This window comes from Exiguobacterium sp. s193 (genome assembly GCF_018618755.1).
Taxonomy (GTDB): domain Bacteria; phylum Bacillota; class Bacilli; order Exiguobacteriales; family Exiguobacteriaceae; genus Exiguobacterium_A.
Genome location: NZ_JACSMR010000002.1, coordinates 383,425 through 406,720 on the forward strand (window position 1 = coordinate 383,425; position 23,296 = coordinate 406,720).

At 49.3% G+C, this 23,296-nt stretch carries 20 protein-coding genes; 19 read left to right on the plus strand and 1 reads right to left on the minus strand.

Annotation, left to right across the window (positions count from 1 at the left end; genetic code table 11):
• The first annotated feature begins 17 nt into the window (after nt 1–17).
• The 18 genes from tdh to nrdG all read left to right on the plus strand — a co-directional run bounded on the left by tdh (nt 18) and on the right by nrdG (nt 20,610).
• On the plus strand, nt 18–1,109 hold the full coding sequence (gene tdh / locus KNQ04_RS05595) for an L-threonine 3-dehydrogenase (RefSeq protein ID WP_214847931.1): 1,092 nt from the start codon (nt 18–20) through the stop codon (nt 1,107–1,109).
• Nucleotides 1,109–2,281, plus strand: a complete 1,173-nt coding sequence (locus tag KNQ04_RS05600) for a glycine C-acetyltransferase (RefSeq protein ID WP_214847932.1) — start codon at nt 1,109–1,111, stop codon at nt 2,279–2,281. The genes tdh and KNQ04_RS05600 overlap by 1 nt, the downstream gene beginning before the upstream one ends.
• A 91-nt stretch (nt 2,282–2,372) precedes the next feature.
• Nucleotides 2,373–3,989: an alpha/beta hydrolase gene (locus KNQ04_RS05605; RefSeq protein ID WP_214847933.1), complete on the plus strand. Its 1,617-nt coding sequence runs from the start codon at nt 2,373–2,375 to the stop codon at nt 3,987–3,989.
• The gene (locus KNQ04_RS05610; protein ID WP_214847934.1) at nt 3,986–5,443 is read left to right on the plus strand and encodes a phytoene desaturase family protein; all 1,458 of its coding nucleotides are present in this window, start codon (nt 3,986–3,988) and stop codon (nt 5,441–5,443) included. Before KNQ04_RS05605 ends, KNQ04_RS05610 begins: the two co-directional genes overlap by 4 nt.
• Nucleotides 5,444–5,565: 122 nt before the next feature.
• The gene (locus tag KNQ04_RS05615; RefSeq protein ID WP_214847935.1) at nt 5,566–5,853 is read left to right on the plus strand and encodes a hypothetical protein; all 288 of its coding nucleotides are present in this window, start codon (nt 5,566–5,568) and stop codon (nt 5,851–5,853) included.
• Between the two features lie 124 nt (nt 5,854–5,977).
• Entirely contained in the window at nt 5,978–7,249 is a 1,272-nt protein-coding gene (locus KNQ04_RS05620) for a DUF445 domain-containing protein (RefSeq protein WP_214847936.1), read from the plus strand.
• A 13-nt stretch (nt 7,250–7,262) separates the two neighbouring features.
• Nucleotides 7,263–8,084, plus strand: coding sequence for a DNA-3-methyladenine glycosylase family protein (locus KNQ04_RS05625; protein ID WP_214847938.1), 822 nt, complete (start codon nt 7,263–7,265; stop codon nt 8,082–8,084).
• Nucleotides 8,085–8,196: 112 nt separating this feature from the next.
• A complete protein-coding gene (locus tag KNQ04_RS05630; protein ID WP_029333202.1) occupies nt 8,197–8,634 on the plus strand; it encodes a YlbF/YmcA family competence regulator in 438 nt (145 codons plus the stop codon).
• Between the two features lie 64 nt (nt 8,635–8,698).
• Entirely contained in the window at nt 8,699–11,233 is a 2,535-nt protein-coding gene (gene mutS / locus KNQ04_RS05635) for a DNA mismatch repair protein MutS (RefSeq protein ID WP_214847940.1), read from the plus strand.
• A gap of 11 nt (nt 11,234–11,244) precedes the next feature.
• Nucleotides 11,245–13,053 (plus strand): DNA mismatch repair endonuclease MutL, encoded by a 1,809-nt coding sequence (gene mutL / locus KNQ04_RS05640; protein ID WP_214847943.1) that lies wholly within the window; start codon nt 11,245–11,247, stop codon nt 13,051–13,053.
• Nucleotides 13,054–13,807: 754 nt separating this feature from the next.
• On the plus strand, nt 13,808–14,197 hold the full coding sequence (locus KNQ04_RS05645; RefSeq protein WP_214847945.1) for a CidA/LrgA family protein: 390 nt from the start codon (nt 13,808–13,810) through the stop codon (nt 14,195–14,197).
• Nucleotides 14,190–14,870, plus strand: coding sequence for an LrgB family protein (locus tag KNQ04_RS05650; protein WP_214847947.1), 681 nt, complete (start codon nt 14,190–14,192; stop codon nt 14,868–14,870). Before KNQ04_RS05645 ends, KNQ04_RS05650 begins: the two co-directional genes overlap by 8 nt.
• An 88-nt stretch (nt 14,871–14,958) precedes the next feature.
• Nucleotides 14,959–15,282: an adenylate kinase family protein gene (locus tag KNQ04_RS15600; RefSeq protein WP_251136894.1), complete on the plus strand. Its 324-nt coding sequence runs from the start codon at nt 14,959–14,961 to the stop codon at nt 15,280–15,282.
• On the plus strand, nt 15,282–15,509 hold the full coding sequence (locus KNQ04_RS15605; RefSeq protein ID WP_251136895.1) for a hypothetical protein: 228 nt from the start codon (nt 15,282–15,284) through the stop codon (nt 15,507–15,509). Before KNQ04_RS15600 ends, KNQ04_RS15605 begins: the two co-directional genes overlap by 1 nt.
• 90 nt (nt 15,510–15,599) lie before the next feature.
• Nucleotides 15,600–17,624, plus strand: coding sequence for a HAMP domain-containing sensor histidine kinase (locus tag KNQ04_RS05660; RefSeq protein ID WP_214847949.1), 2,025 nt, complete (start codon nt 15,600–15,602; stop codon nt 17,622–17,624).
• 118 nt (nt 17,625–17,742) lie between these two features.
• A complete protein-coding gene (locus KNQ04_RS05665) occupies nt 17,743–18,195 on the plus strand; it encodes an NUDIX hydrolase (RefSeq protein WP_214847950.1) in 453 nt (150 codons plus the stop codon).
• Nucleotides 18,196–18,332: 137 nt separating this feature from the next.
• Nucleotides 18,333–20,168 carry an anaerobic ribonucleoside triphosphate reductase gene (locus tag KNQ04_RS05670; protein ID WP_214847952.1) on the plus strand — a complete coding sequence of 612 codons (1,836 nt, stop codon included), beginning with the start codon at nt 18,333–18,335 and terminating at the stop codon, nt 20,166–20,168.
• Nucleotides 20,140–20,610, plus strand: coding sequence for an anaerobic ribonucleoside-triphosphate reductase activating protein (gene nrdG / locus KNQ04_RS05675; protein WP_214847954.1), 471 nt, complete (start codon nt 20,140–20,142; stop codon nt 20,608–20,610). Before KNQ04_RS05670 ends, nrdG begins: the two co-directional genes overlap by 29 nt.
• A gap of 93 nt (nt 20,611–20,703) precedes the next feature.
• Here nrdG and KNQ04_RS05680 read toward each other — a convergent pair whose 3' ends face one another.
• The gene (locus KNQ04_RS05680; protein WP_214847956.1) at nt 20,704–22,176 is read right to left on the minus strand and encodes a DHA2 family efflux MFS transporter permease subunit; all 1,473 of its coding nucleotides are present in this window, start codon (nt 22,174–22,176) and stop codon (nt 20,704–20,706) included.
• 173 nt (nt 22,177–22,349) lie between these two features.
• Here KNQ04_RS05680 and KNQ04_RS05685 point away from each other — a divergent pair, with 173 nt between their 5' ends.
• Nucleotides 22,350–23,258, plus strand: coding sequence for a TetR/AcrR family transcriptional regulator (locus KNQ04_RS05685; protein ID WP_214847958.1), 909 nt, complete (start codon nt 22,350–22,352; stop codon nt 23,256–23,258).
• Nucleotides 23,259–23,296: the final 38 nt, after the last annotated feature.

The following is a 23,296-nucleotide window of genomic DNA, read 5'->3' on the forward strand; positions in this document are numbered from 1 at the left end:
CATGAAGGAGTCGGGGAATGATGACGAAATTAGTGACGGCGGTAGAACAGACGACAAAGACAAAAACGATGCGAGCGCTCGTCAAACAAGAGCGTGGTTTCGGAGCGGTCTTAAAAGAAGTTGCTGTTCCTGAACCGGGGCGTGGCGAAGTATTGATCCGTGTCGAAGCGACATCGATTTGTGGGACGGACGTCCACATTTATGAGTGGGATGCCTGGGCTGCATCGCGCGTCAATCCACCTTATGTATTCGGTCATGAGTTTTCAGGAGAAGTCGTCGAACTCGGTGAGGGGACGAAACGGCTGAAACTCGGCGATCATGTCTCGGCTGAGACGCATATCGTCTGTCATCAGTGTAAACAATGTTTGCGCGGACAGTACCACATTTGTAAAAATACAAAAATCATCGGTGTCGACACACAGGGCTGTTTTGCTGAGTATGTCGTCATGCCGGAAGAAAACCTCTGGGTCAACCCGGAAGAGATGCCGGCAAGTATCGCATCGATTCAAGAACCGATGGGGAATGCCGTCCATACGGTACTCGCAAGCGACGTCAGTGCCAAGACGGTCGCCATCGTCGGCTGTGGTCCAATCGGTTTGATGGCGGTTTCCGTTGCGAAAGCAGCAGGAGCGGCAGAAGTCATCGCGATTGACGTCAATCCGTACCGCTTAGAGCTCGCGAAAACGATGGGCGCGGATGTCGTCATCGACTCACGCCATGAAGATGTCATCGAACGGGTCATGATGATGACGGACGGCGACGGGATCGATGTCGTCTGTGAGATGAGTGGTCATCCCGTCGCAATCAGTCAAGCCTTCGAAATGGTGACGGCAGGTGGAGATGTCAACATCTTAAGTCTTCCTGTCAAACCGGTCGAAATCGACTTGACGAATCATGTTGTTTTTAAAGGGGTTCGTGTGCAAGGGATCACGGGACGGAAGATGTATGAAACATGGAGCCAAGTCTCTGCTTTCCTCTCAAGTGGAAAAGTCGACGTCAAACCGTTGATCACACATACGTTACCACTCGAACGATTTGAAGAAGGATTCGAATTGATGCGTCAAGGGAAATGTGGAAAAGTTGTACTACAACCAAGGGGGACGAATTGATGGGTTTCGAACACTTACGGACAGAATTAGATGATATGCGGGCAGCGGGGACATTCCGCAAGCTTGTCCCACTCGAAAGTGCACAACACAATCGCGTGACAATCGATGGAAAAGAACTGATTCAACTGTCGTCAAACAATTATCTCGGTCTCGCGGCACACCCGCGTCTCGCAAAACGGGCAGCGGATGCAGCGCTTGAATTCGGTGCAGGAACGGGATCGGTCCGGACAATCGCCGGGACACTCGAGATGCATGAAGCATTCGAACAGGAACTCGCGACATTTAAACATACAGAAGCAGCACTCGTGTTCCAGTCAGGGTTTGCGACGAACCTTGGCGTTTTGTCAGCCTTGCTTGGACCGGAAGACGTCGTCATTTCTGACGCATTGAACCATGCCTCAATCATCGACGGGATTCGTTTGACGAAAGCGAAACGCCGCATTTATAACCACGTCGACTTAGCAGACCTTGAAGCGGCATTGCAAGAAACGCAAGACGCGCGGACACGGCTCGTCGTTACGGATGGCGTCTTCTCGATGGATGGGAACATCGCACCTTTACCTGAAATCGTTGAGCTCGCTGAAAAATACGACGCGCTCGTCATGGTCGATGACGCCCATGCATCCGGTGTACTCGGAAAAAGTGGCCGCGGTACGGTCAATCACTTCGGACTGGATGGCCGCGTCGCCTTGCAGGTCGGAACATTGTCGAAAGCAATCGGTGTCCTCGGCGGGTACGTCGCGTGTGAACAGCATGTCAAAGACTACTTGATTCATAAAGGACGTCCCTTCCTCTTCTCGACGTCACATCCACCGGCTGTCGTCGAAGCAAACCGCGAAGCGCTCCGTGTGATGGAAGAAGAAACGGAACTGTTCGACCGTCTCTGGGAAAACACGGAGTTCTTCAAACAAGGGTTACGTGATCTTGGTTTTAACATCGGGACATCGACAACACCAATCACGCCCGTCATCGTCGGCGATGAAGCCCTTTGTCATGAGCTATCCGACAAATTGCGGTCACACGGTGTCTTCGCGCAAGGGATTGCCTTCCCAACGGTCGCGAAAGGGAAAGCACGTGTCCGGACAATCGTCACGGCAGAGCATACACGGGACGACTTGGAACAAGCAATCGAAGCCTTTAAGCAAGTCGGACAAGAATTAAATTTGATTTAAGTCGATCAAAAACAGCCGAAGATGGATTCGGCTGTTTTTTCAATTGTAAGATAGGGAAAAGAGAACATCAGAAAGGAAGTGCACGTGCTTTATGACGATACAAAAAAAGCTGCTTCTCTTGTCGCTGATGGTGTTGACACTTTTGCTCGGTGGTTGCATCCGGATTCAGTATGATGCAACGGTTCACCTCGATCAAAGTGTGACCTTAAAAACGACGTATGCAGCAAAAGAGCATCCAGTCGCCCGACTGTTGAACTTTAATCCAGACTGGGAGATGTACGCCAAACAAGCTGAAAAAAATGGGTATGCGGCATCGACCTTTAAGACGAAAGATGATTATGAAGGCATTCATATGCAAAAGAAGTTTGCGAAGCTCGAAGACTTGGCATCGATCAAAGATGAATGGAAGACGGGCATTGGCGGAATTTTGATTCCACCCGATACGACGTATGATGTCAAAAAGCATGAGGGATTTTGGTTTAATACGTATCGCTTAAATACAAATATTGACTTGAGCATCGATCGTTTAAATATCAAAGGCTATCATCCGAAAGGACAAATCAAGAAGTTGGCAGATCGCTACATTCGCCAGGCCGACATTGAAGTCAAGTTGCATGTTCCGGAAGTCGTCGCCCTGCAAAATGCTGAAACAATTGACTGGGCGAATTACAATGATGTCTCATGGAAGCTATACGGGACGAAAGACAATCAACTGCAACTCGTCGCCTATGTCCCCAATCCAACCGGCTGGATCATCACGGGAATCGTCTTATTGATTGGACTTGGTTTACTCATCTTCTGGATCATTCACCACGTCCGGAAATTGCGGCGAAAACAACTGCAAACGATCAGTATCTCGCTCCTCGTCTGTTTGTTACTTGGGGGTGGGGCATGGTTAATCTTTGCCGATGAGACGGCAAGTGCACCACCACCGACAACTCAAATCGTCACCGAATCAAAAGGGGAAATCACCCCGACGTTCATGGTGCACGGTTTATTCGGGACGGAACGGACCTTCTTACCGATGATTGAAAACTTTACGAAAAAGAAACTGGCGGATGACGGTGGACGGTGTGATGTTTCGCGGACGGGAAACGTGACATGTAAAATTCACAATTCTTCGACGGGCTATCCGCTCGTCCGGATCATTTTTGAAGATGATGAAGCGAGCCTCGCGAAGCAGCAAGTCTGGCTTGAAGCAGCAATCGCCGAGTATGATAAACAACAGAAAGCAGTATTTACAGACATTCAACTCGTCGGTCACAGCATGGGGGGCGTCGACGTCGTCGAATATACGTTGAATGAGAACCTGCCCTATACGATTCGTAAAGTCGTCACGCTCGATGCACCGATCGGGGGTTCTGATTATGCGACACTCGGTTTGACGCTTGCACCGTTCGGGACGAATACGAACAGTCCCGCGATTCAAGATTTAGCGGAGAAATCAAAGGCAATCGAACGGTTGAAAGCACGGCTTGAGACGTGGCCGCGGGACGTCCTCGTCTATTCCTTTGGTGCCAAAGGAGGCGACTTCAACTTGATTCCTTTAAAAAGTTCGTTTGCACTTGAGAACTATACGGACAATATTCAAACGAAGTCCTATAAATACGACCACTTCACGATTCACCGGCGTGAACCGGTCTTCCGTGAAGTCCGGGATTTCTTGTTTAAAGAAAATCTAGTCGCAGAGGAGGAAAAGGAGCAATGAAACGAGTCGCGATTATTGGTGGTGGGATTGCGGGAGTGACAGCGGCTGCGCTGCTTGCGCGAGAGGGACATGACGTGACGTTGCTCGAGGCAAGTCGTGAATGGGGGGGATCGGCCGGCAAGTTCACCCGGAAAGACTTGACGTATCCGGTCGGGGCGACGCTCGGGATGGGCTTCCAACCGGGTGGCATTCATGACCGTGTCTTGCACCATTTAGGCTTGCGTCTCGAAGCAGAATTACTCGATCTTGTGATGACGATTAAAATTGACGGGTTCGATGTGTCTTATTTCCGTGATCGTGACCGGTTCATCGCCGAGCTAAAAAACGTTTTTAAAGAGAATGCCAATGCGATTGGTACCTTCTTTGAGGAAATCGATCAAATTCAACGGCATGTCGCACCACTCATGCGTGCGCTGCCGGCGCTCCCGCTCCGGACGCTCCGGGATGCACAATTGATTGTGAAGGAAGTCCGGTCGAGTCTTCCGCTGTTGCCGTATTTGACACAGACCGTCGGACATTTGCTGCGCCGTCACGGTTTATCTGGGACGACCTTCGCGGAGTTAATCGATGGGATTTTACTCGACAGCATGCAGACGGGGCAAGAAGCGTCGGCGTTACTCGGTGCCGTCGCCCTATCGATTTATCATGAAGGCGCCTATTACGTCCCCGGTGGTTTATATAAAGTGGCAGAAGTATTAAAAGACGCGGCGGAGCAGGACGGGGCAACGGTGCTCCTCGGTCGGAAGATTACGTCAATCAAACAAACAGCGGACGGATTTATACTAGAAGACCGCAGGGGACGTTTTATTCTAGCCGATGCGGTCATCGGGGCACTGCCGCTCGAAGCGGTGCAACGTATCGTCAGTCCGTCACTTGAGCGGATTTTAAAACGAAACTATACCCGGCAAGAAAAGTTATCACAATGGGCGACGTTCACTTATTACGCTGCTTTTCCGGAGCACCTCGTTGCGCAGGATGTTGCCTTTCGTCAAATCCATGACCGGCGTTTACCGTCCGGTCATGCCTTCATCTCCTTGTCACGTCAAGGAGATACCAATCGTGCACCAGACGGCGTCCGGACGTTGACGATGTCGTGTCACGTTCCGATTGGGTTTTTTGATAAACAGGACAAGACACACTATCAGCAACAAGTCACGGCGATGCAAGATGTATTTGAGACGATCGTCGAGCAGGAGTTTCCTGGTTTTCAAGAGCAGGCGATTGAACGCCATCCGGGTGGACCGGGGGCTTGGGTCCGGTATACATCGCGACCGGACGGAGGAGTCGGTGGGTATCCGCAACTGCCGTCGACGAGCCTGTTTCGGGCGGCATCGTTTCGGACAGGTGTGCCGAATCTTTACGTGATCGGCGATACGGTTTTTCCGGGAGCGGGGACGATCGGGGCAACGACCTCTGCGATTCATGTCGCACGTCAGTTTGGTGTCGAGCTCTGACCGACTTTGTGAAATAATGAAAGAAGCGGCCGTTTGGTCGCTTTTTCATTAGAACAGGATTATGATGGGGAAGAAGTGGGAACTAAGTAATCATGCACATAAAAAGAGAGGGAGGAAGCAGCGTGATTCAATTCGAGGAAAAATGTCAAGACTTCATCCAAGAGCGCCGTCCTGAAGTCGGTCCAATCGTCTTCATGACAGCACGGACATTCATCAATGCCCGTGGACTGAGTGTTTATGAACGGATTTACCAAGGCAAAGAAGAAGTACGTTTAGCTTTCGTCGAACAAACGAATGGACAACAACTCGTTTCGTTGATGGAAAATACGTTCGGTAACGGATTAGTTTATTTCGTCTCGACGGCGACGGCAACATGGGATGGACAGAATTTTGGAGAGTATACGTTTTAACTACATAGCTGAGTCCCGGTCAAATCTGGCTGGGGCTCTTTCACGTCGAAACTTATCCGGGCAGGATAGCGTATAATCAAGTATAAGCGTAACCAATCCCTTTTTAAGAAAAGGAGGAAGTGTTTTGCAACAAGAGTTGAATACACCAAAAACTTCGACGCGACGTCTCGCGACGGTTTCTTTGATATTTATGGCAGTCGGTTTTTTTGTGTCGTTACCGTTTAAAGAAAATGCTTGGATTTTTTGGCTTCAGAGTGGTTTTGAAGCGGGACTCGTCGGTGGAATCGCCGATTGGTTTGCGATTACGGCGCTGTTTCGGCATCCACTCGGTCTAAAGATTCCCCATACGAATCTTTTGCCGAAAAATCGCGAGCGTGTCATCGAATCGATTGTCCAGATGCTTGAAAAAGATTTATTGAATAAAGAAAGTATCGTCGAAAAGTTACGTCATCAGACACTCGCCGATCATTTCATCAAGTTGTTACGCTCGATTGTACTCGTGCCTGCATTTCGGTCGACCGTGACGGAGCTGCTCGTCGGCATCTTACGGAAGTTGCCGCGCGAATCGATCATCAAGGCGGTCGACGCACGGATTGTCGACATGATTGAGAAATATCCGGCGAAGAAACTCGCCGACCGGTTGATTGATTTAAACGACGAGCGCAAACTCGACGAGCTGGCGATTGATCAACTGCTCGGTTATGGTCAAAAACTGCTCCAAGACCCGGTCATCCGCGATCAAATCGGACGCCTGGCCTATCAGGCGATGATCGATCAAGAAAAAAATACGTTCCTGCGGGTGACGGCGAAAACGGTCCAAAAAGTCTATTCGGAGGAACGACTCAGTCTTGTCATCCAAAGTGTCCTCTTGAGCGTGATTCAAGACATGAAACACGTCCACCATCCGAATCGACTGGCAATCATCGATCACATTCGGCGTAACTTGGCACAGCTCGCACAAGACGATGTCCGCTTAGGGAAAATCGACGCGTGGAAGATGCAAGAAATCGGGCGGATCGATTTAGAACCGATCCTCGACCGCGCCTATACGTCAGGCATTGCGGAGCTTGAGGCGTATGTAGTGTCGGATGCGTTTTGGGAACAACGGGCCCTCCCGTTGATGTACCAGGCACTCGATGAGTGGGAACATCACCCGACGTTCAAAGATGAGAGTGACCGTTGGATGAAAAAACAACTCGTCCGGTTCGTCGACCAAAACCATGCCCGGATCGGTGGTCTCGTCCGTGAGAACTTGAACCGGTTCGATACAGACACATTGATCCACATGATTGAAGATAAAGTCGGCAGCGACTTGCAATGGATTCGAGTCAACGGAGCGATTTGCGGATTCTTCATCGGTTTATTGTTAGGTGGAATCAAACTATTTTTCGCGTAAAAGGAGACTTTTGATGTGGCAACAGGAAGTGATTTTGACCTCGGATTATGATTTTGACGGCATCCGGACCCGACTGTTGAATGACGCGTTACAGCAACGGACAGGAGACGGTTTACGGGTTCCGATTCGTGTTGACGCCCAGCCTTGGATTGGTCAAATCGGGGCGAAAGACCGTCGGACGATCGTGCTGACAGGGGACGGACCGAAAGACGTGATGGTCGAAGCGATGCAACGGCGGTTTCGCTTGAATGAACCGAACCCGTCGCACGAACTAAAGCAGACGACGCTTGCTCCGATTGTTGAAACGTTTGGTGCGGAACGGCTGGTGCTCGATGTCGATCCCTTTACGGCCTTGATACGGTCCATCATTCACCAGCAAATCAATCTGTCGTTCGCACGCGTCTTGACGGACCGGGTCTTTCGAACGTTCGGAACGACGATTGACGGCGTTGTTTTCCCGCCGACGCAAGCTGAACTGGCGGGTGCTTCGGAAGAACAACTACGGGCGCTGCAGCTATCGGGCCGTAAAGTCGATTATTTGTTACGGGCGGCGACCGCCGAACTCGATTTTGAACAACTCCGCCAGGCGAAAGATGCGGTCATCGCGGAACAATTGATTGCCTTAAAAGGCGTCGGTCCCTGGACGGTCCAAAATGTGTTGATGTTCGGATACGGACGGAGTGATTTATTTCCGTCGTCCGACATCGGAATCTTACGGGCGTTCGAACGCTTGAACGGCGAGCGTCCGACTGTCAATGAAGCGATGGTTCTCGCCGAACAATTCGCCCCGTACCGCAGTCACGCTGCTTACTTATTGTGGCGTTCGATTGAATAAGGAACAATTCTTGTCACCCTCTAGTGAGAACGGTATAATGAATGCGACAGAACGAGTCATCGTTCGCAGAAACGACGAGTAGCGGTCTGACCGCTCGACATAGAGGGGACGAATGTGTATGTATACAGATGAACAAATCATCGAAAAAGCAAATGAAATCGCTAAAATGATTTCTGAAACATCAGAAGTGGAACGCTTTAAAGCAGCCGAAGCCAACATCAATGGCAATGAAAAAGTCCAAAAGATGATGAAGCAAATCAAGTTCCTCCAAAAAGAAGCAGTCAATTGCCAGCACTACGGAAAAACCGAGGCACTCGCACGTGTCGAAGCAAAACTGGATAAATTATTTGCTGAGCTTGATGAAATGCCGGTCGTCCAACAGTTCCAAGAGTCACAAGAAGAAGTCAACGGCTTACTTCAGTACATCACGGTGACGATTTCGAACGGGATTACGGATCAAATCATCGAAGCAACAGATGGCGATGTCTTAGCTGGAAAAACCGGCAGTGGCATGGAAGCTGAAAACAAAAGCGGCGGTTGCGGCTATTAATCAATGAAATGAATGGGGAAGCCGACGGAAATCCGTCGGCTTTTTCTACGAATGAGGTGGAAAGATGGAAGCAGTACACAATACACCAATGATGAAACAATATTTTTCAATTAAGGCAGATTACCCCGATGCCTTTTTATTTTACCGATTAGGTGATTTTTATGAATTGTTTTTTGACGATGCAAAACAAGTGGCGCATGAACTGGAACTGACGTTGACGGCGAAGAACGGGAAAAATGCTGAACATCCGATTCCGATGTGCGGTGTCCCGCATCATGCGGCGAACGGTTACATCGAACAGTTGATTGAACGGGGATACAAAGTCGCGTTATGTGACCAAGTCGAAGATCCGAAGCTGACGAAAGGCCTTGTTAAGCGGGAAGTCATTCAAGTCATCACGCCGGGTACACTGATGTCGTCCCTGACGGAAAAGGAAAACCGTTATCTTGTTGCCGTGACGGAACAAGAAGGACGGTTCGGGATTGCCCGCGGGGATGTTTCGACAGGCGAAAGTGCCTTGACGAGTGTCCGGTCGCTTGACGCCGTCATCAAGGAACTGAGTATCATTTTGCCGCGGGAAATCGTCGTCACGAATCCGGAGCACGTTGCAGCATTACAGTCGTTACGGATTCCATTGACAGAAAGCACGCGTCGCGAAAGTCACCCGCATGGTGACCGGGCAATCGATGCAGCACAAGCGGATGCGTTCGCTGTCCTTTATGCCTACATGCATGATACGCAAAAACGTGCCTTGTCGCACTTGCAACCGGCGCTTGTGTACGAAGCGACGGACTTCATGCAGCTCGAGCCGAATACGGTCAAAAACCTGGAACTTGTCCGGTCAGCGCGAACCGGGGATAAAAAGGGTTCGTTGCTAGGATTACTCGACATCACGGGAACCGCGATGGGCGGCCGGATGCTTAAGCGGTGGCTTGAAAAACCACTCCTGTCGGAACAGACGATTACGGAGCGGCTTGATGCGGTCGAAGAACTGCTTGGCCACTACTTTGAGCGTCAACAGTTGAAAGATACGTTAAAGGAAGTCTACGACCTCGAGCGACTTGTCGCGAAAGTCGGCTATGGCACAGCTTCTGCCCGTGATCTCGTCCAGCTGAAAACGACATTACGGCTGATTCCGCGGATACAGGCAGCGCTCGAAGAACTGCTCAGCCAGCGTCTCGGTCAATTGGCGCTTGGGCTAGATCCGCATGACGAGTTAATAGCGTTACTTGATGCGGCATTCGTCGAAGCCCCACCGATTTCAACGAAAGACGGCGGCATGATCCGGACGGGCTTTAACGCCGAGCTCGATGAACTGTTGACCGCTTCAAAAGACGGCAAGACGTGGCTTGCGACACTTGAAGCGAGTGAACGGCAGGCGACGGGGATTAAAACGTTAAAGATCGGCTACAACCGTGTGTTCGGGTATTACATCGAAGTCTCACGGGCTAACGCGAAGTTGCTCCCAGAAGGACGCTACGAACGAAAACAGACGCTTGCGAATGCCGAGCGTTACATTACGCCGGAACTGAAAGAAAAAGAGGCATTGATTCTCGGCGCGGAAGAAAAAAGTATCACGATGGAATATGAACTCTTCTGTGGTGTCCGTGACCAAGTCAAAACACACATTGAGAGTTTGCAACGGGTCAGCCGCCGGATTGCGGAACTCGACGTCCTCGTCGCGCTCGCGGAAATCGCGGAAACGCACGATTACGTTCGTCCGGTGACGACGAATGGTCGAAGCGTAGCGATCGAAGACGGGCGTCACCCGGTCATCGAAACGGTCTTACCGCGTGGTGAATACGTTGCAAACGGGATTGCGCTAGACGAAGCACGGGAAATGTTATTGATCACGGGACCAAACATGTCCGGTAAATCAACATACATGCGTCAGTTTGCCTTAATTGCCTTACTCCACCAAATCGGTTCGTTCGTTCCGGCATCGCGGGCAGAACTTCCCGTTTTCGATCAAATCTTTACCCGGATCGGGGCAGCGGATGATTTAGTCAGTGGACAATCGACGTTCATGGTCGAGATGGTCGAGACGCAAGAGGCCTTGACACGGGCAACGGACCGGTCACTCATCTTACTAGATGAAATCGGACGGGGGACGTCGACTTATGACGGAATGGCACTCGCCCAAGCGATTGTCGAGCACATTGCTGACTCAGTCGGCGCGAAAACGCTTTTCTCGACCCACTACCATGAGTTGACGGTGCTTGAAGAAACGATTGCGAAGCTTGCGAACGTCCACGTCCGCGCCGTCGAACAAAACGGACGCGTCGTGTTCTTGCATGAAGTCCGGGACGGGAAAGCCGATCAATCGTACGGAATCCATGTCGCACGGCTCGCAGATTTACCGGAAACTTTGATTACGCGAGCAGAGGTCCTGTTGTCAGAGTTCGAACAAGCCGATCAAGTCGTCAAACCACCGGCCGATATCCCGGCACCTGCCGTGAAGGAATCCGTCGATCAGATGAGCCTGTTTGCAGAACCGGACCCTGTCAAGGAGACGGTCGCAACACTGGACTTAATCAACATGACACCACTCGATGCACTCAATACGTTGTATCGGTTGCAAGCAGAAGCAAGAAAGTGAGGAGATAAGGGATGGGCATCATTCGTGAATTATCGGATTCGTTAGCGAACCGGATTGCGGCGGGAGAAGTCGTCGAGCGACCGGCTTCCGTCGTCAAGGAGCTCGTCGAAAATGCACTCGATGCCGGAGCGACACAAGTCGATGTCGAACTTGAAGAAGCAGGGATGAAACGGATGACGATTCGTGATAACGGACACGGATTTTATCCGGACGATGCGGAACTCGCTTTCGTCCGTCATGCGACGAGTAAGATTAAGGATGAACACGATTTATTCCGGATTAAGACACTCGGATTCCGCGGCGAGGCGTTAGCCTCGATTGCGTCCGTCAGTAAAGTCACATTGAAGACGAAGCGGGCCGATCAAGAAGGGGTCCAATTGATTCTCGAATACGGAACATTACTCGAGCGTTTGGCTAGTGCGATGAACCGCGGAACAGAGCTGACGGTCGAACACTTATTCTTTAATACACCAGCGCGGCTGAAGTATTTGAAGACGACACATACGGAACTTGCGGCGATCACGGATGTTTTGAACCGGATGGCGTTCGCCCACCCGGAGGTCAAGTTCCGTGCCGTCCATGAAGGAAAAATGTTGATCCAGACAAATGGTTCCGGAGACGTCCGGCAAGCCTTAGCGAGCGTCTACGGACATCAGACGATCCAAGGGACGCTTGTTGCGACAGCATCAAACGCAGATTATCAATTGACGTGTCATCTTGTTAAACCGGAAGTCACGCGGGCGTCAAAAAACTACATCACCTTGATTCTAAACGGACGATCGGTCAAAAACTTTGCCTTATCGCAAGCCGTCCTGAATGGGTACCATACGCTGCTGCCGATCGGTCGTTTTCCGATTGCCGTCATCGAGGTGACGATGGACCCGCTATTGATTGATGTCAACGTCCACCCGGCAAAACGGGAAGTCCGTTTGTCGAAGGAAGCGGAGCTATGTCAATTGATTCAAGAGACGATTCGGATGACACTCAGTCGCGAGACATTGATTCCGCAAGTGACGAAACCAAAACCGAAAAAAGACCCGAGTGCTCAGGAACGGCTCGACTTCTCGTACAGTGTTGATCCGGTCGAAGAAACGTCGTCGCGTGCAGTCTGGAACTACCCGATTCCAAAACGCGAAGCCGTTCACGAGCCAGAAGAGCGACCGGCTGATCGAGCAGACAGTTTTGAAGGGGAGCAACGGGAAGAAGCGAACGTTCGACAACCGGAGGACACTCGACCGAAGTTTCCCCATCTCGATGTCATCGGTCAACTGCACTCGTCTTATATCGTCTGTTCCGGCGAGGACGGGATGTATTTGATTGATCAACATGCTGCCCAGGAGCGCATCAAGTATGAAACGTACAAAGTGATGTTTGGCCGTCCGCTTGAGCAACAACAGCAACTGTTATTGCCGTATACGTTTGAAGTCTCGTCTGACGATATGAAACGAATGGAGGAAGCCTTACCGTTACTGCTCGAAGTCGGAATTGAGTTGGAAGCGTTTGGCCCACAAAGCTTCATCGTCCGTGAAGTGCCGACCTGGTTCCCATCACACCGTCAGGAAGAAACGATTCAAGAGCTAATGGATGAAGCGTTGGTAAAACAAAAAGTCGATATCGAACAGTACCGGGAAGATGCGGCGATCATGATGGCCTGCAAAAAATCCATCAAAGCGAATCATCCGTTAAATGAAGAGATGATGCGACGGTTGATCGTCGACCTGTCACAAACCGAGATGCCGTTCACGTGTCCACACGGTCGACCGGTCATCATCGAATGGACGACGTATGAACTGGAGAAATTGTTTAAACGGGTGATGTGAGAAGACGATTTGCCCATCGTAAACGAAAAAAATCTGCCTAAACAGCGCCGATGATTCCGTATGAAAAATGGAATTATCGGTGTTTTATATGTCATGGTCTATCCCGTCAAATACCGGCTGTCTAAGCATAGTGTTAGGCAATAACAGCTTCTTTTTTTCGTTGCTTGCCCGCCTCTTATCATCGCGTGAAAACGCGCTCAGGCTGTAGACAAAGTGCCATCGGGAGATCAAGCGTCTGTTTTCGTTGCTTTCCTCGGGCGAGGCGCAAGCCGTTGCTCCTTCGTCCTAACGGACAACGAGCAGGGTCTTGCCTGCCTCTAAAAGTGCGTTAAAAACGCACTTTTCCCCGTAGGAGTCAACGAAACGTGACGCTTTTTAGGAAATACCGTGAGGGAAAGCCAGTCATGCAGACGGTTTAGGGCGCAATCCGTCTCGAATCGCTTAGAACCGCGAAAAGCAATCGGTCGCGACCCTGCAGCTTTGCTGTAGCGGCGCGGAAGATTGCCGCTTTGAAGACGAGGCGAGACAGGGAAGCGCGACCGGATTGTCTCTCGTTATCGCATGTTCACGCTTCATACACGTCTGTCTGTTCAAGAACAGTTCTTCGTCTTTAAAGCTGTCGTGCATCAAGAAGTGTCCCTTCAATTCATGTGAGAACGATTACATCAACTAATTTGACTCATTTCATTGATTGTTCACAAACAGAAGCGGATAATGAACAGTGAATTCGGTTCATACAAGGGGAAAAGGAATTATGTCTACAAAAATGCGCGCACTTCTTTCATTGATTGGGCAAGTGATACTGATCACTTGTTTTGCGACAATCGGTGAACTGATCAGTAAAAGCTTTGACTTAGCGTTACCGGGGAATATCGTCGGACTTTTGTTGCTCTATTTAGCGCTCAAGGCAAAAATCGTCCAAGTCAAACACGTTGAACGGGGCGGCCGGCTGTTGCTGCTCATCATGCCGTTGTTCTTCGTTCCGGCATTGTCGGGAATCATGGACTATACGGCATTCTTACGCCAGTATGGCCTGCAGGTCGTATTGATTGTCATCATGAGTAGCTTGCTGACGCTCGTCGGTTCTGCGTACATCGTCGATCGGCTCGCCCACCGGAAAGACGAGGTGACGCCACGTGATTAAGGCACTCTTTTGGTTGATTCTGACGATTGTCATCTTTTTGATCGGGTTTGCCGGATATCGGCGGTATCCGCGTGTCTGGACGTTACCGATTTTGACGGTGACGGCAGCGATGATTTTGATTTTGTCACTGACGGGTGTCTCCCACGCGACCTATATGACGGGCGGGCAATACTTGACGAAAATGCTCGGTCCTGCAATCACCGCCTTCGCGATTCCGCTTTATACGGTCCGTCACCACGTCCGGCGTTTTTTACCGGAAATCGGGCTAGGGGTCGTCATCGGGACGAGCATCGCCTTGACGTCAGATATCCTGTTCGGACTGTTGTTACATCTCGGACGGACGACGAATCTGGCACTGCTCCCGAAATCCGTCACGTTGCCCGTCGCCTTGTCGATTTCTGAGCGTTCGGGTGGAACGGCGACCTTAACCGCGACGTTCGTCCTGATGACAGGGCTCGTCGGTTCACTCGTCGGTCCACGCTTGATGACGGGATTAAAGATTCGTCACTTCGTCAGTCGGGGTGTCGGACTGGCTTCGATTGCCCATGTCATGGGTGCAACGAAATCGATGACACTCGACCAGCGGGAGGGGGCGGTCGGGTTGCTGACGATGGTGCTGACGGCGATTTTTGCGAGCATCCTTGCCCCCTTCATCATCCGCTTCATTTATTAACAGGCAAAAAGTCGTCCGACGGTTGAAACCGGCGGGACGGCTTTTTCGTATGTACATCATGCTAGGGGACAGGGGAGACGGGGAAATCATGATTATCTGGATTAACGGAACATTTGGAGTCGGAAAAACGACGGCGGCTAAGGGATTACAAAATAGAATACCGGAATCTGTAATCTTCGATCCGGAATCAGTCGGTCAATTGTTAAGAGAACAAATCCCGTCGACACGCATGTACGGTGATTTCCAAGATGAACCGTTGTGGCGGGAACTGACACGGATGCTTCTCGAACAGAGTGATCAATCCGGCGAGCGGACGATGATTGTACCGATGACGGTGACGAACCCGGTCTATTTTGATGAAATCGTCGGTGAATTAAGACGGCGGGGCACCTCGTCCATCATGTTTCATTAATGGCTTCTGCGACTACCGTCAAACGACGTTTACTTCGGCGATTCGAACGACCGGATTCCTGGGGAGGACGGCAGGCCGAGGCCCGTATTCAAGCATTGTCTGATCCGCTTTTCAATCAACACATCGAGACAGATCAACTGACGAAGCAAGGTGTCGTTGATGCGATTCTGTTAAGTTGTGACCTGCATGTAGCACCGCCACGTCGTAAACGTATCTTTTATGATTGATTCACCCGAATTCAGGGAATTAACAGGAAGATACGAGATGGGTTAAAGACATCCCTGTATTTTTATGAATATAAGTAGGGGGATTTTTTTATGAGAAAATGGATGACTGAAAAGATAGGAAGACAACTGATGGCGATTTTTTATGGGGTATTCGCGATTGGGGCATTGACGTCATTTGCGAGTTACCTATATATCGACGGCGCAGCAAGTCAGACGAAACGTCAAGTACTCGACCAATTAGAGAAAACACAATGGTTCTGGTTCTTGAACTTACTGATTTTCATTTTGTGTCTTATGTTCATCGTCAGACCAATCATCAATCGGTTGACGGAACAGCTTCAAGAGCTGACGAAGAAAAGTCACCGTCTTGCAGAAGGGAAGTCGATTTCCTTAGAGTATGACCGCCAATCGAATAATGAAGTCGGTCAATTAACAGACTCCTTTTACAAGATGGCTGATTCAATTTCGTCCCAACATACCGAGCTATCACGACAAAACCAAGAGCTTGAACAAAAACAAGATGATTTGACCGGTAAGCAACGTGAACTCGAACAGTCGTTGACGGCAACACGTTCGAATGAATTGCACTTGAAAGATCGGAATAAATTGATTGAGACGTTGGCTTCTAAAGAAAGTTTGTTTGATTTTTCTTCCGTCATCAGTACAATCGTCCGTTTGACGAAAACGGAGTTCGGGGCATTATTGTTCATCAAAAATAATGAGATTACGTCGGTTGTACCAAAAGAGATGACTGATGAGCAGCAAGAGAGTTTAAAAACGGAATCGTTACTGTTGAAACGGGTCATGGTCTCTAAAGAAAGTGCACAATCGACGAAACAAGTGACCGAAGATCGATTGTTAGGTTACCCGTACTACATTCATGAAGCGGTCATTCCGATCATGGACCCGGCAAAAGATGAATTGATTGCTTGCCTTTATTTAGCACGATTTGATGAAGTGTTCACGGAACATGATATCACCGAACTGGCATCGTTCGCAAAACAGATTGCGATTTCACGGATGCGGATGACGTTATATGAACAAATGGACTATGAGCGGGCGGAGACGGCGCAGCTGTTAAATTCTGTCCGAGAAGCAATCTTATATGTCAAACATGAAGAACAAGTGATACTCGGTAACCGAGCATTGTTTGAAATCTTCCAGTCGCTTCAGATTGAAGAAAAAACAGATATGACGACGTTTCTTGAAGTCAATCCCACGACGATGTTCGAACAGATGGATCAACGAGAGGCGTTCGGAACGTATTTCGAGGAAGTTCTCGCTGGTCAGATTCCGACAGATATGTTTTCCTTATCGATAGATGACGGCACGTACTTTATTCAAGTCTACGCTGAAGAAATCGTTCATGAGGGACAACCAATCGGGACGATCCTCGTTTTCCGGGATGTAACGCCTGAAACGGAAGTTGACCGAATGAAGTCCGAACTCGTTTCGACGGTCTCACATGAACTACGGACACCCTTATCGTCAATCTATGGGTTTACCGAGTTGATGTTAAAACGGGACTTAGGCCCGGATCGGAGTAAACGGTATTTACAGACAATCCATGACGAATCAAAACGTCTAACTGATCTCGTCAGTGATTTCTTGAACGTACAACGGATGGAATCAGGCAAGCAGTCATACGAAAAAGAAGTATTTAATCTCCTCGATGTCGTCAAAGAACAAATTCAGTTTCATCAGGCGACGACGGAACGGCATAACCTGCAACTCGATGCGGATCAAGGGCGGACATTCCTGGTGGAAGCCGATCGTAACAGCATGAGGCAATTGCTTGGCAATTTACTGAACAATGCTGTGAAATACTCGCCAGACGGCGGTGAGATCATCATTGGTTTACTCGAGCATGATGTAAACATCGAACTGAGTGTCCGTGATTTTGGTGTCGGGATTCCTGTCAGTTCGACGCCGCACTTGTTCAGTAAGTTTTATCGCGTCGACAACTCGGATAGTCGTAAAATCGGCGGAACGGGACTCGGATTGTCAATCTGTAAAGAAATCGTCCGTGAGCATGACGGAACGATTGAAGTAGAGTCTGTCTTAGGAGACGGTGCATTTTTTAAAGTCATGTTACCGAACGCAACTCAAAAGTAATGAAAGAAGCTGTCTTTTCAACAAGTTATTTTGTTGGAGAGACAGTTTTTTTGTAGGAGATGTTTAAGGGCATCGCGAATGGTTAAACGGAAACAAGTAGCTGAAAGGGGATTAAACGATGCGAGAGTGGCATGGTGCAGCAGCAGTCTGCGTCAATGAAAAAAATGAAGTGTTGATGGTCAAGAGTTATGGATCCGAGGCATGGGCCGTTCCGTCCGGCGGGATTGAGCCGGGGGAAACAGCAGCCGAATGCTGTGTTCGGGAAGTCATGGAAGAGACCGGCTATCCGGTGGAAATCAAACAACACTTGTTTACGAAACAGACCGTCATCGAAACGATTCAAGTGGAAACGACCTATTTTGAAGTCATCCGAATCGGTGACAGTCAAGGAATCAACGACCCGGACGAAACGATTGAACAGATGGCGTGGCTATCCCGTGCTGCACTCGGCACTATCGAACACATGTATCCGGAAGATGTTCTTTTTTTGACGGAGTGGCTCGACGGTCGTGAGAATCCTCATAGCGCACTGGAAGTTCGAAAAGCCTGTCCGGAGCTGAAGAACACCTAAATTCTACAACCATTTCGTGAAAAATTAGCATGTTTACTTGCAAAAAATCAAAAGTATGCAGGGATTGCTGCTGCAGATTCTTCCTAGATATAGTAGGCGTACAGACAGAACAAACCGATATCTAGGGAGTGAAGAAAATGGAAGTGAACACCTTATACCAACAAGTGATTGAGGAACCGACGACTAATCATGTCCAAGAAAATGCCAACATCGATGGGAAAGTACCACTTGCGAAGTTGAACCGGATTGCGAGTGCGGCAGCGCGGGCGATGATGGAAGACTTACTTTTGACACCTACCGTCAAACAAGCGTTAGCGGACAACATCCTCTATATCCATGACGCTGACTACTATGTCACGGGAACGACGACTTGTGCCCAAATTCCGCTAGGCCGCTTGCTGACGAACGGGTTTCAGATGAGTCACGGTTCGATCCGTCCGGCGAAAGATATCCGCTCCGCGCTTGCCCTCGCTGCAATCATCATGCAGGCGAATCAAAACATGCAGCATGGTGGGCAAGCTTTTCCGACGTTTGACTTTGATTTAGCCCCGTTCGTCAAAAAAACATACGAACGTCAGATGAAGAAAATCCATCAGATTGCTCCAACCTGGTCAAAAGCACGCCAGGAAGCCTATGCCCATCGCGAAACATATGAAATGACCTACCAGGCGTGTGAAGCTTTTATTCATAATACGAATTCGATGCACTCACGCGGTGGCGGTCAAGTCCCGTTCATCTCGATCAATTACGGGACGGACACGTCATTTTACGGTCGAATGCTAACAAAAGCCTTACTTGAAGCGACACTGGCAGGTCTCGGGAAAGGGGAAACGCCCATCTTTCCGATTCAGATTTTTAAAGTCAAAGCAGGCGTGTCGTTTAATCCGGGTGACCCGAACTACGATTTATTTCAGCTCGCGACGAAAGTGACGGGGAAACGGCTGTTTCCGAATTTTGCGTTTTTAGATGCCCCGTTCAACGTCAGTCAAACAACAGAAGAAGTTGCGTACATGGGCTGCCGGACACGCGTCTTCGAACATCGCCAAGGGGAAGTTTCCGTGACGGGGCGGGGAAATCTGTCCTTTACGAGCGTGAATCTCGTTCGTCTTGCCTTGACGAGTCAAACCGTCGATCATATGTTTACGACATTGACGGAGTATACGAAACTTGCTTGCGAGCAGCTGCTCGAACGGTATCAGTACCAAGCGAATCGACGGGCAGAGGAATTTCCGTTTCTTTACCAACACGTCTGGCGGGACGGGGAGACACTGCTACCGACGGATCGTGTCGAACCGGTACTGCGTCACGGGACATTATCAGTCGGATTTATTGGTCTCGCGGAAGCGCTCATCGTGTTGACCGGACAGCATCATGGTGAATCAGAGCTTGCCCACAACATCGGTTGTGCCTTGATTCAGACGATGCGTGGTGTGACTGATCAATTCGGTGACAAAACAGGATTGAATTTTTCACTGATTGCGACACCCGCTGAAGGGTTGTCCGGGAAATTCACGGCGCGTGATGTCGAGGCATTTGGTTTAATTGCCGGTGTGACCGATAAAACCTATTATACGAATTCATTTCATTTACCGGTGGAGGCAGCGGTGACGATACGCGAGAAAATCCGCATCGAAGCCCCGTTTCACGCGCTGTGTAACGGAGGACATATCACCTATGTCGAGACAGACGGGGCACTCGCGGAAAACCCGCAAGCCGTCGAAGATATCGTTCGGTTGATGGCGGCAGAAGGAATCGGCTATGGCTCGATCAATCATCCGATTGATCGGTGTTTGACGTGTCGAACGGAACAGACAATCGAGCAGACGTGTCCGGTCTGTGGCGGAGAAGACATTGAGCGGATTCGGCGGATTACGGGATATCTTGTCGGGACGATGGCACGCTGGAATGAAGCCAAACGAGCGGAAGAACAGGATCGGGTCTATCATGGTACGACTTCTATCAATCGTCGCTGATTCAGTCGTCGATGGTCCCGGCTTACGGACGGTCATCTTTTTCGCCGGTTGTCCGCATCGTTGCCGTGGCTGTCATAATCCATCGTCGTGGTCGCCCGAAGCAGGTACACACTACTCGACTCGTGACGTCATCAAATGGGTCAAGGAAATCGGTTCAAAACGGATTACGCTGTCGGGTGGTGAACCATTCGCGCAACGCGAGGCCCTCGAACAGCTCGTCCTGGTATTGCGACCGGACCATGAGATTTATTTGTATACCGGATACCGGATTGAGCATTTGATCAACGATGAGCGTGCCTGCCGAATTTTACAGAAGGTGGATTGTTTGATTGACGGCCCCTACATGGAGCAACTCCATGATACGAGCCTTGCCATCCGTGGCAGTACGAACCAACGGATTCTCTCCGCCAAACAGATTGAGGAGTATATTAAGCACAGGTAGCGGACGGACTGCAGACAACCAAAAAACGCCGATGCTCCCATGTTTCATCCGGGGCAAGCGGCGTTTTCTCTGTCTATTCGTTTCGGTGGATTGTTACGCGTATTTCTTTTCAGCGACAGGTTCAACAACTGTCAATGTCTCGGCAGGACGTTTTTTAATGAAGAATGAAAGAATCAAGGCGAACAAGGCAAGTAATGTCGCAATAAAGAACGTATCATTAATTCCTTCGACCATCGCTTGTGTCATGATCGTTTTTGGAGTTGCCGTCGCTGTTGCGTTTGCAGTCAGATCAGTTGCATAACTCGCTGTCCGTGACGTCATGACGGAAATTAAGATCCCGGAACCAATCGCACCGGATACTTGCGATAACGTATTGTTGAGTGCCGTACCGTGCGGTGTCAAATGTTGCGGAATATGATTGAGACCGTTCGTCATGACAGGCATCATCACCATCGAGATGCCGAGGAAACGTAATGTATACATGATGACGAGGAACGAATACGCTGTATCTGCCGTCAAACGGCTAAAGAAGAACGTGGTCAAGACCGTCAATGACAATCCGATGATGGCAAGAACACGGGCACCGAACCGGTCAAACAAGCGACCTGTGATCGGAGACATGAACGCCATGACGAGCGCACCAGGTAACATCAAAAGTCCGGAGTGGAATGGTGAAATTCCACGAATCGTCTGGACATAAATCGGCATCAAGATCATCGCCGAGAACATCGACATGTTGAGAACCATTGAAATTCCTTGTGACAAGGCAAACATCGGATATTTAAAAATTCGGAACTCGAGCATCGGTGTCTCAAGACGTAATTGTCGTATAATGAATGAAACAAGACTGATGAAACCGACGGCTAATGCACCGATGACGGAAAATGATCCCCATCCGGCAGAACCGGCAGAACTAAAGCCGTATAGTAAGCCGCCGAATCCAAAGCTGGATAACACGAGGGACAGGCGATCGATGCGTAAACTGCTGGTCACGACTTCTTTTTTTAATAAGAAAAAGCCAAGGACTAGGACGAGCACCGCAATCGGTGTGACGATGTGGAACAACATCGGCCACTCGTAATGTTCAAGGACCCAACCGGATAGCGTCGGTCCGATTGCTGGTGCGAATGTGATGACGAGTCCGAAGATTCCCATCGCTTGTCCGCGCTTCTCGATCGGGAAACCAGTGATTAAGACGTTCATCAATAGCGGCATCATGATGGCAGAACCGGATGCCTGTAGCATCCGTGCACTAAGTAATACCGGGAAGAGCTCGGTTTGACCGGCAACGATGGTTCCGATTGTAAACAAGCCCATCGCTGTTAAAAACAACTGCCGGGTTGAAAATTTTTGGACGAGAAAGGCTGACGTCGGAATCATGATTCCGTTGACGAGCATATAACCTGTCGTCAGCCACTGGGCCGTACTTGTTTGAATATCGAGCGAAACCATAATGGAAGGTAAGGCGATATTTAATAGTGTCGAGTTGAGGACGGCAACGAACGCGCCTGCCATGAGGACAGCTAAAATAAGATAAAGTCGAGATGATTGCTTGGTTGATTGCATTTCGTTATGCTCCTTTTATACTATACGTCTAATTTGTTATACTTCAATTCTACAACTTAGCTATCTTACCGCCTGAAGCGAAACATTACAAATTATTTGCTTTATACACTAAAATAAAAAAGATTGAGTTAAATTGATTTTACTCAACAGATCTTAAGAAGAGGACTTGACCTATGAACCCTAAGAAGAAACAACTACTGGATGCTGCCTACCGTCTGTTCGTCGAAAAGGGGTACCAGTCGACATCGATTCAAGATATTTTAGACCACAGCAATGTGTCGAAAGGCACATTTTATAACTATTTTTCATCAAAAAATGAATTGTTCATTGATGTCTTTAATGTCGTCTTTGAAAAAATGCGTACGGTCCGTAAAGAAATTTTAGTCGGACGGGATGTCTCGGACTATGAAACGTTCATCCAGCAAGGAAACTGTTATCTCGAACTGATGCAAAAATATAAACTCTATACCTTGTTTGAAGAAGCTGTCGCTTCGAATGAAAAAGAACTGAAGGCATTTATGGAAAAGAACCGTTTACTTGAAATCGAATGGACGTATCACCGGATGCGGGACTTGTTCGGTGAAGAAAAAGCCCCGTATTTGCTCGATTTAGCGGTTCTCTATACGGGAATGCTCCAGTATGCGATGTATTTTTTCCGCCAATCAGAAAAAAATACACAACCGGAGCGCGTCGTCCGGTATGTCTTTAACCGATTGACGCATCTCGTCGACGATGTCAGTCGAATGGAAGAGCAGTTGATTCCGCCTCGCTTCCTATCCGTTTGGCTCGATCGTCCGCAGGATGAGGTCGTCATCCGGAAGGAACTGTTTGAAAAAACGAATGAACACATGAAACGGTTGATTGGATTATCGTCCATCTCGGATGCGTCAAGGGAAGCCCATAACGAAGTGCTTGATTTTGTGTATGAAGAATTGCTTGAACGGAAAAAACCGAAAATTCACCTCTTACGCCGGGCGCTTGATACATTAGACGAGGACCCGATCTTTTGTGGACAGGACATCATGGCGACGTATAAAGCCATGGTCGATGAAATCGTGATGATCCGGACAAAATCATCATGAGGCTTGTCTGTTTCCCAAAAAGGTACTATGATAGGAAA

Coding starts and splice junctions, on each gene's coding strand:
- KNQ04_RS05625 (WP_214847938.1), top strand. CDS start 7,263: ATGTGGCAACAGGAAGTGATTTTGACCTCGGATTATGATTTTGACGGC.
- KNQ04_RS05645 (WP_214847945.1), top strand. CDS start 13,808: ATGTCTACAAAAATGCGCGCACTTCTTTCATTGATTGGGCAAGTGATA.
- KNQ04_RS05665 (WP_214847950.1), top strand. CDS start 17,743: ATGCGAGAGTGGCATGGTGCAGCAGCAGTCTGCGTCAATGAAAAAAAT.
- KNQ04_RS05680 (WP_214847956.1), bottom strand. CDS start 22,176: ATGCAATCAACCAAGCAATCATCTCGACTTTATCTTATTTTAGCTGTC.
- KNQ04_RS05670 (WP_214847952.1), top strand. CDS start 18,333: ATGGAAGTGAACACCTTATACCAACAAGTGATTGAGGAACCGACGACT.
- KNQ04_RS05600 (WP_214847932.1), top strand. CDS start 1,109: ATGGGTTTCGAACACTTACGGACAGAATTAGATGATATGCGGGCAGCG.
- KNQ04_RS05630 (WP_029333202.1), top strand. CDS start 8,197: ATGTGTATGTATACAGATGAACAAATCATCGAAAAAGCAAATGAAATC.
- KNQ04_RS05685 (WP_214847958.1), top strand. CDS start 22,350: ATGAACCCTAAGAAGAAACAACTACTGGATGCTGCCTACCGTCTGTTC.
- nrdG (WP_214847954.1), top strand. CDS start 20,140: ATGGTACGACTTCTATCAATCGTCGCTGATTCAGTCGTCGATGGTCCC.
- mutL (WP_214847943.1), top strand. CDS start 11,245: ATGGGCATCATTCGTGAATTATCGGATTCGTTAGCGAACCGGATTGCG.
- KNQ04_RS05610 (WP_214847934.1), top strand. CDS start 3,986: ATGAAACGAGTCGCGATTATTGGTGGTGGGATTGCGGGAGTGACAGCG.
- KNQ04_RS05605 (WP_214847933.1), top strand. CDS start 2,373: ATGACGATACAAAAAAAGCTGCTTCTCTTGTCGCTGATGGTGTTGACA.
- tdh (WP_214847931.1), top strand. CDS start 18: ATGATGACGAAATTAGTGACGGCGGTAGAACAGACGACAAAGACAAAA.
- KNQ04_RS05660 (WP_214847949.1), top strand. CDS start 15,600: ATGAGAAAATGGATGACTGAAAAGATAGGAAGACAACTGATGGCGATT.
- KNQ04_RS15600 (WP_251136894.1), top strand. CDS start 14,959: ATGATTATCTGGATTAACGGAACATTTGGAGTCGGAAAAACGACGGCG.
- KNQ04_RS15605 (WP_251136895.1), top strand. CDS start 15,282: ATGGCTTCTGCGACTACCGTCAAACGACGTTTACTTCGGCGATTCGAA.
- mutS (WP_214847940.1), top strand. CDS start 8,699: ATGGAAGCAGTACACAATACACCAATGATGAAACAATATTTTTCAATT.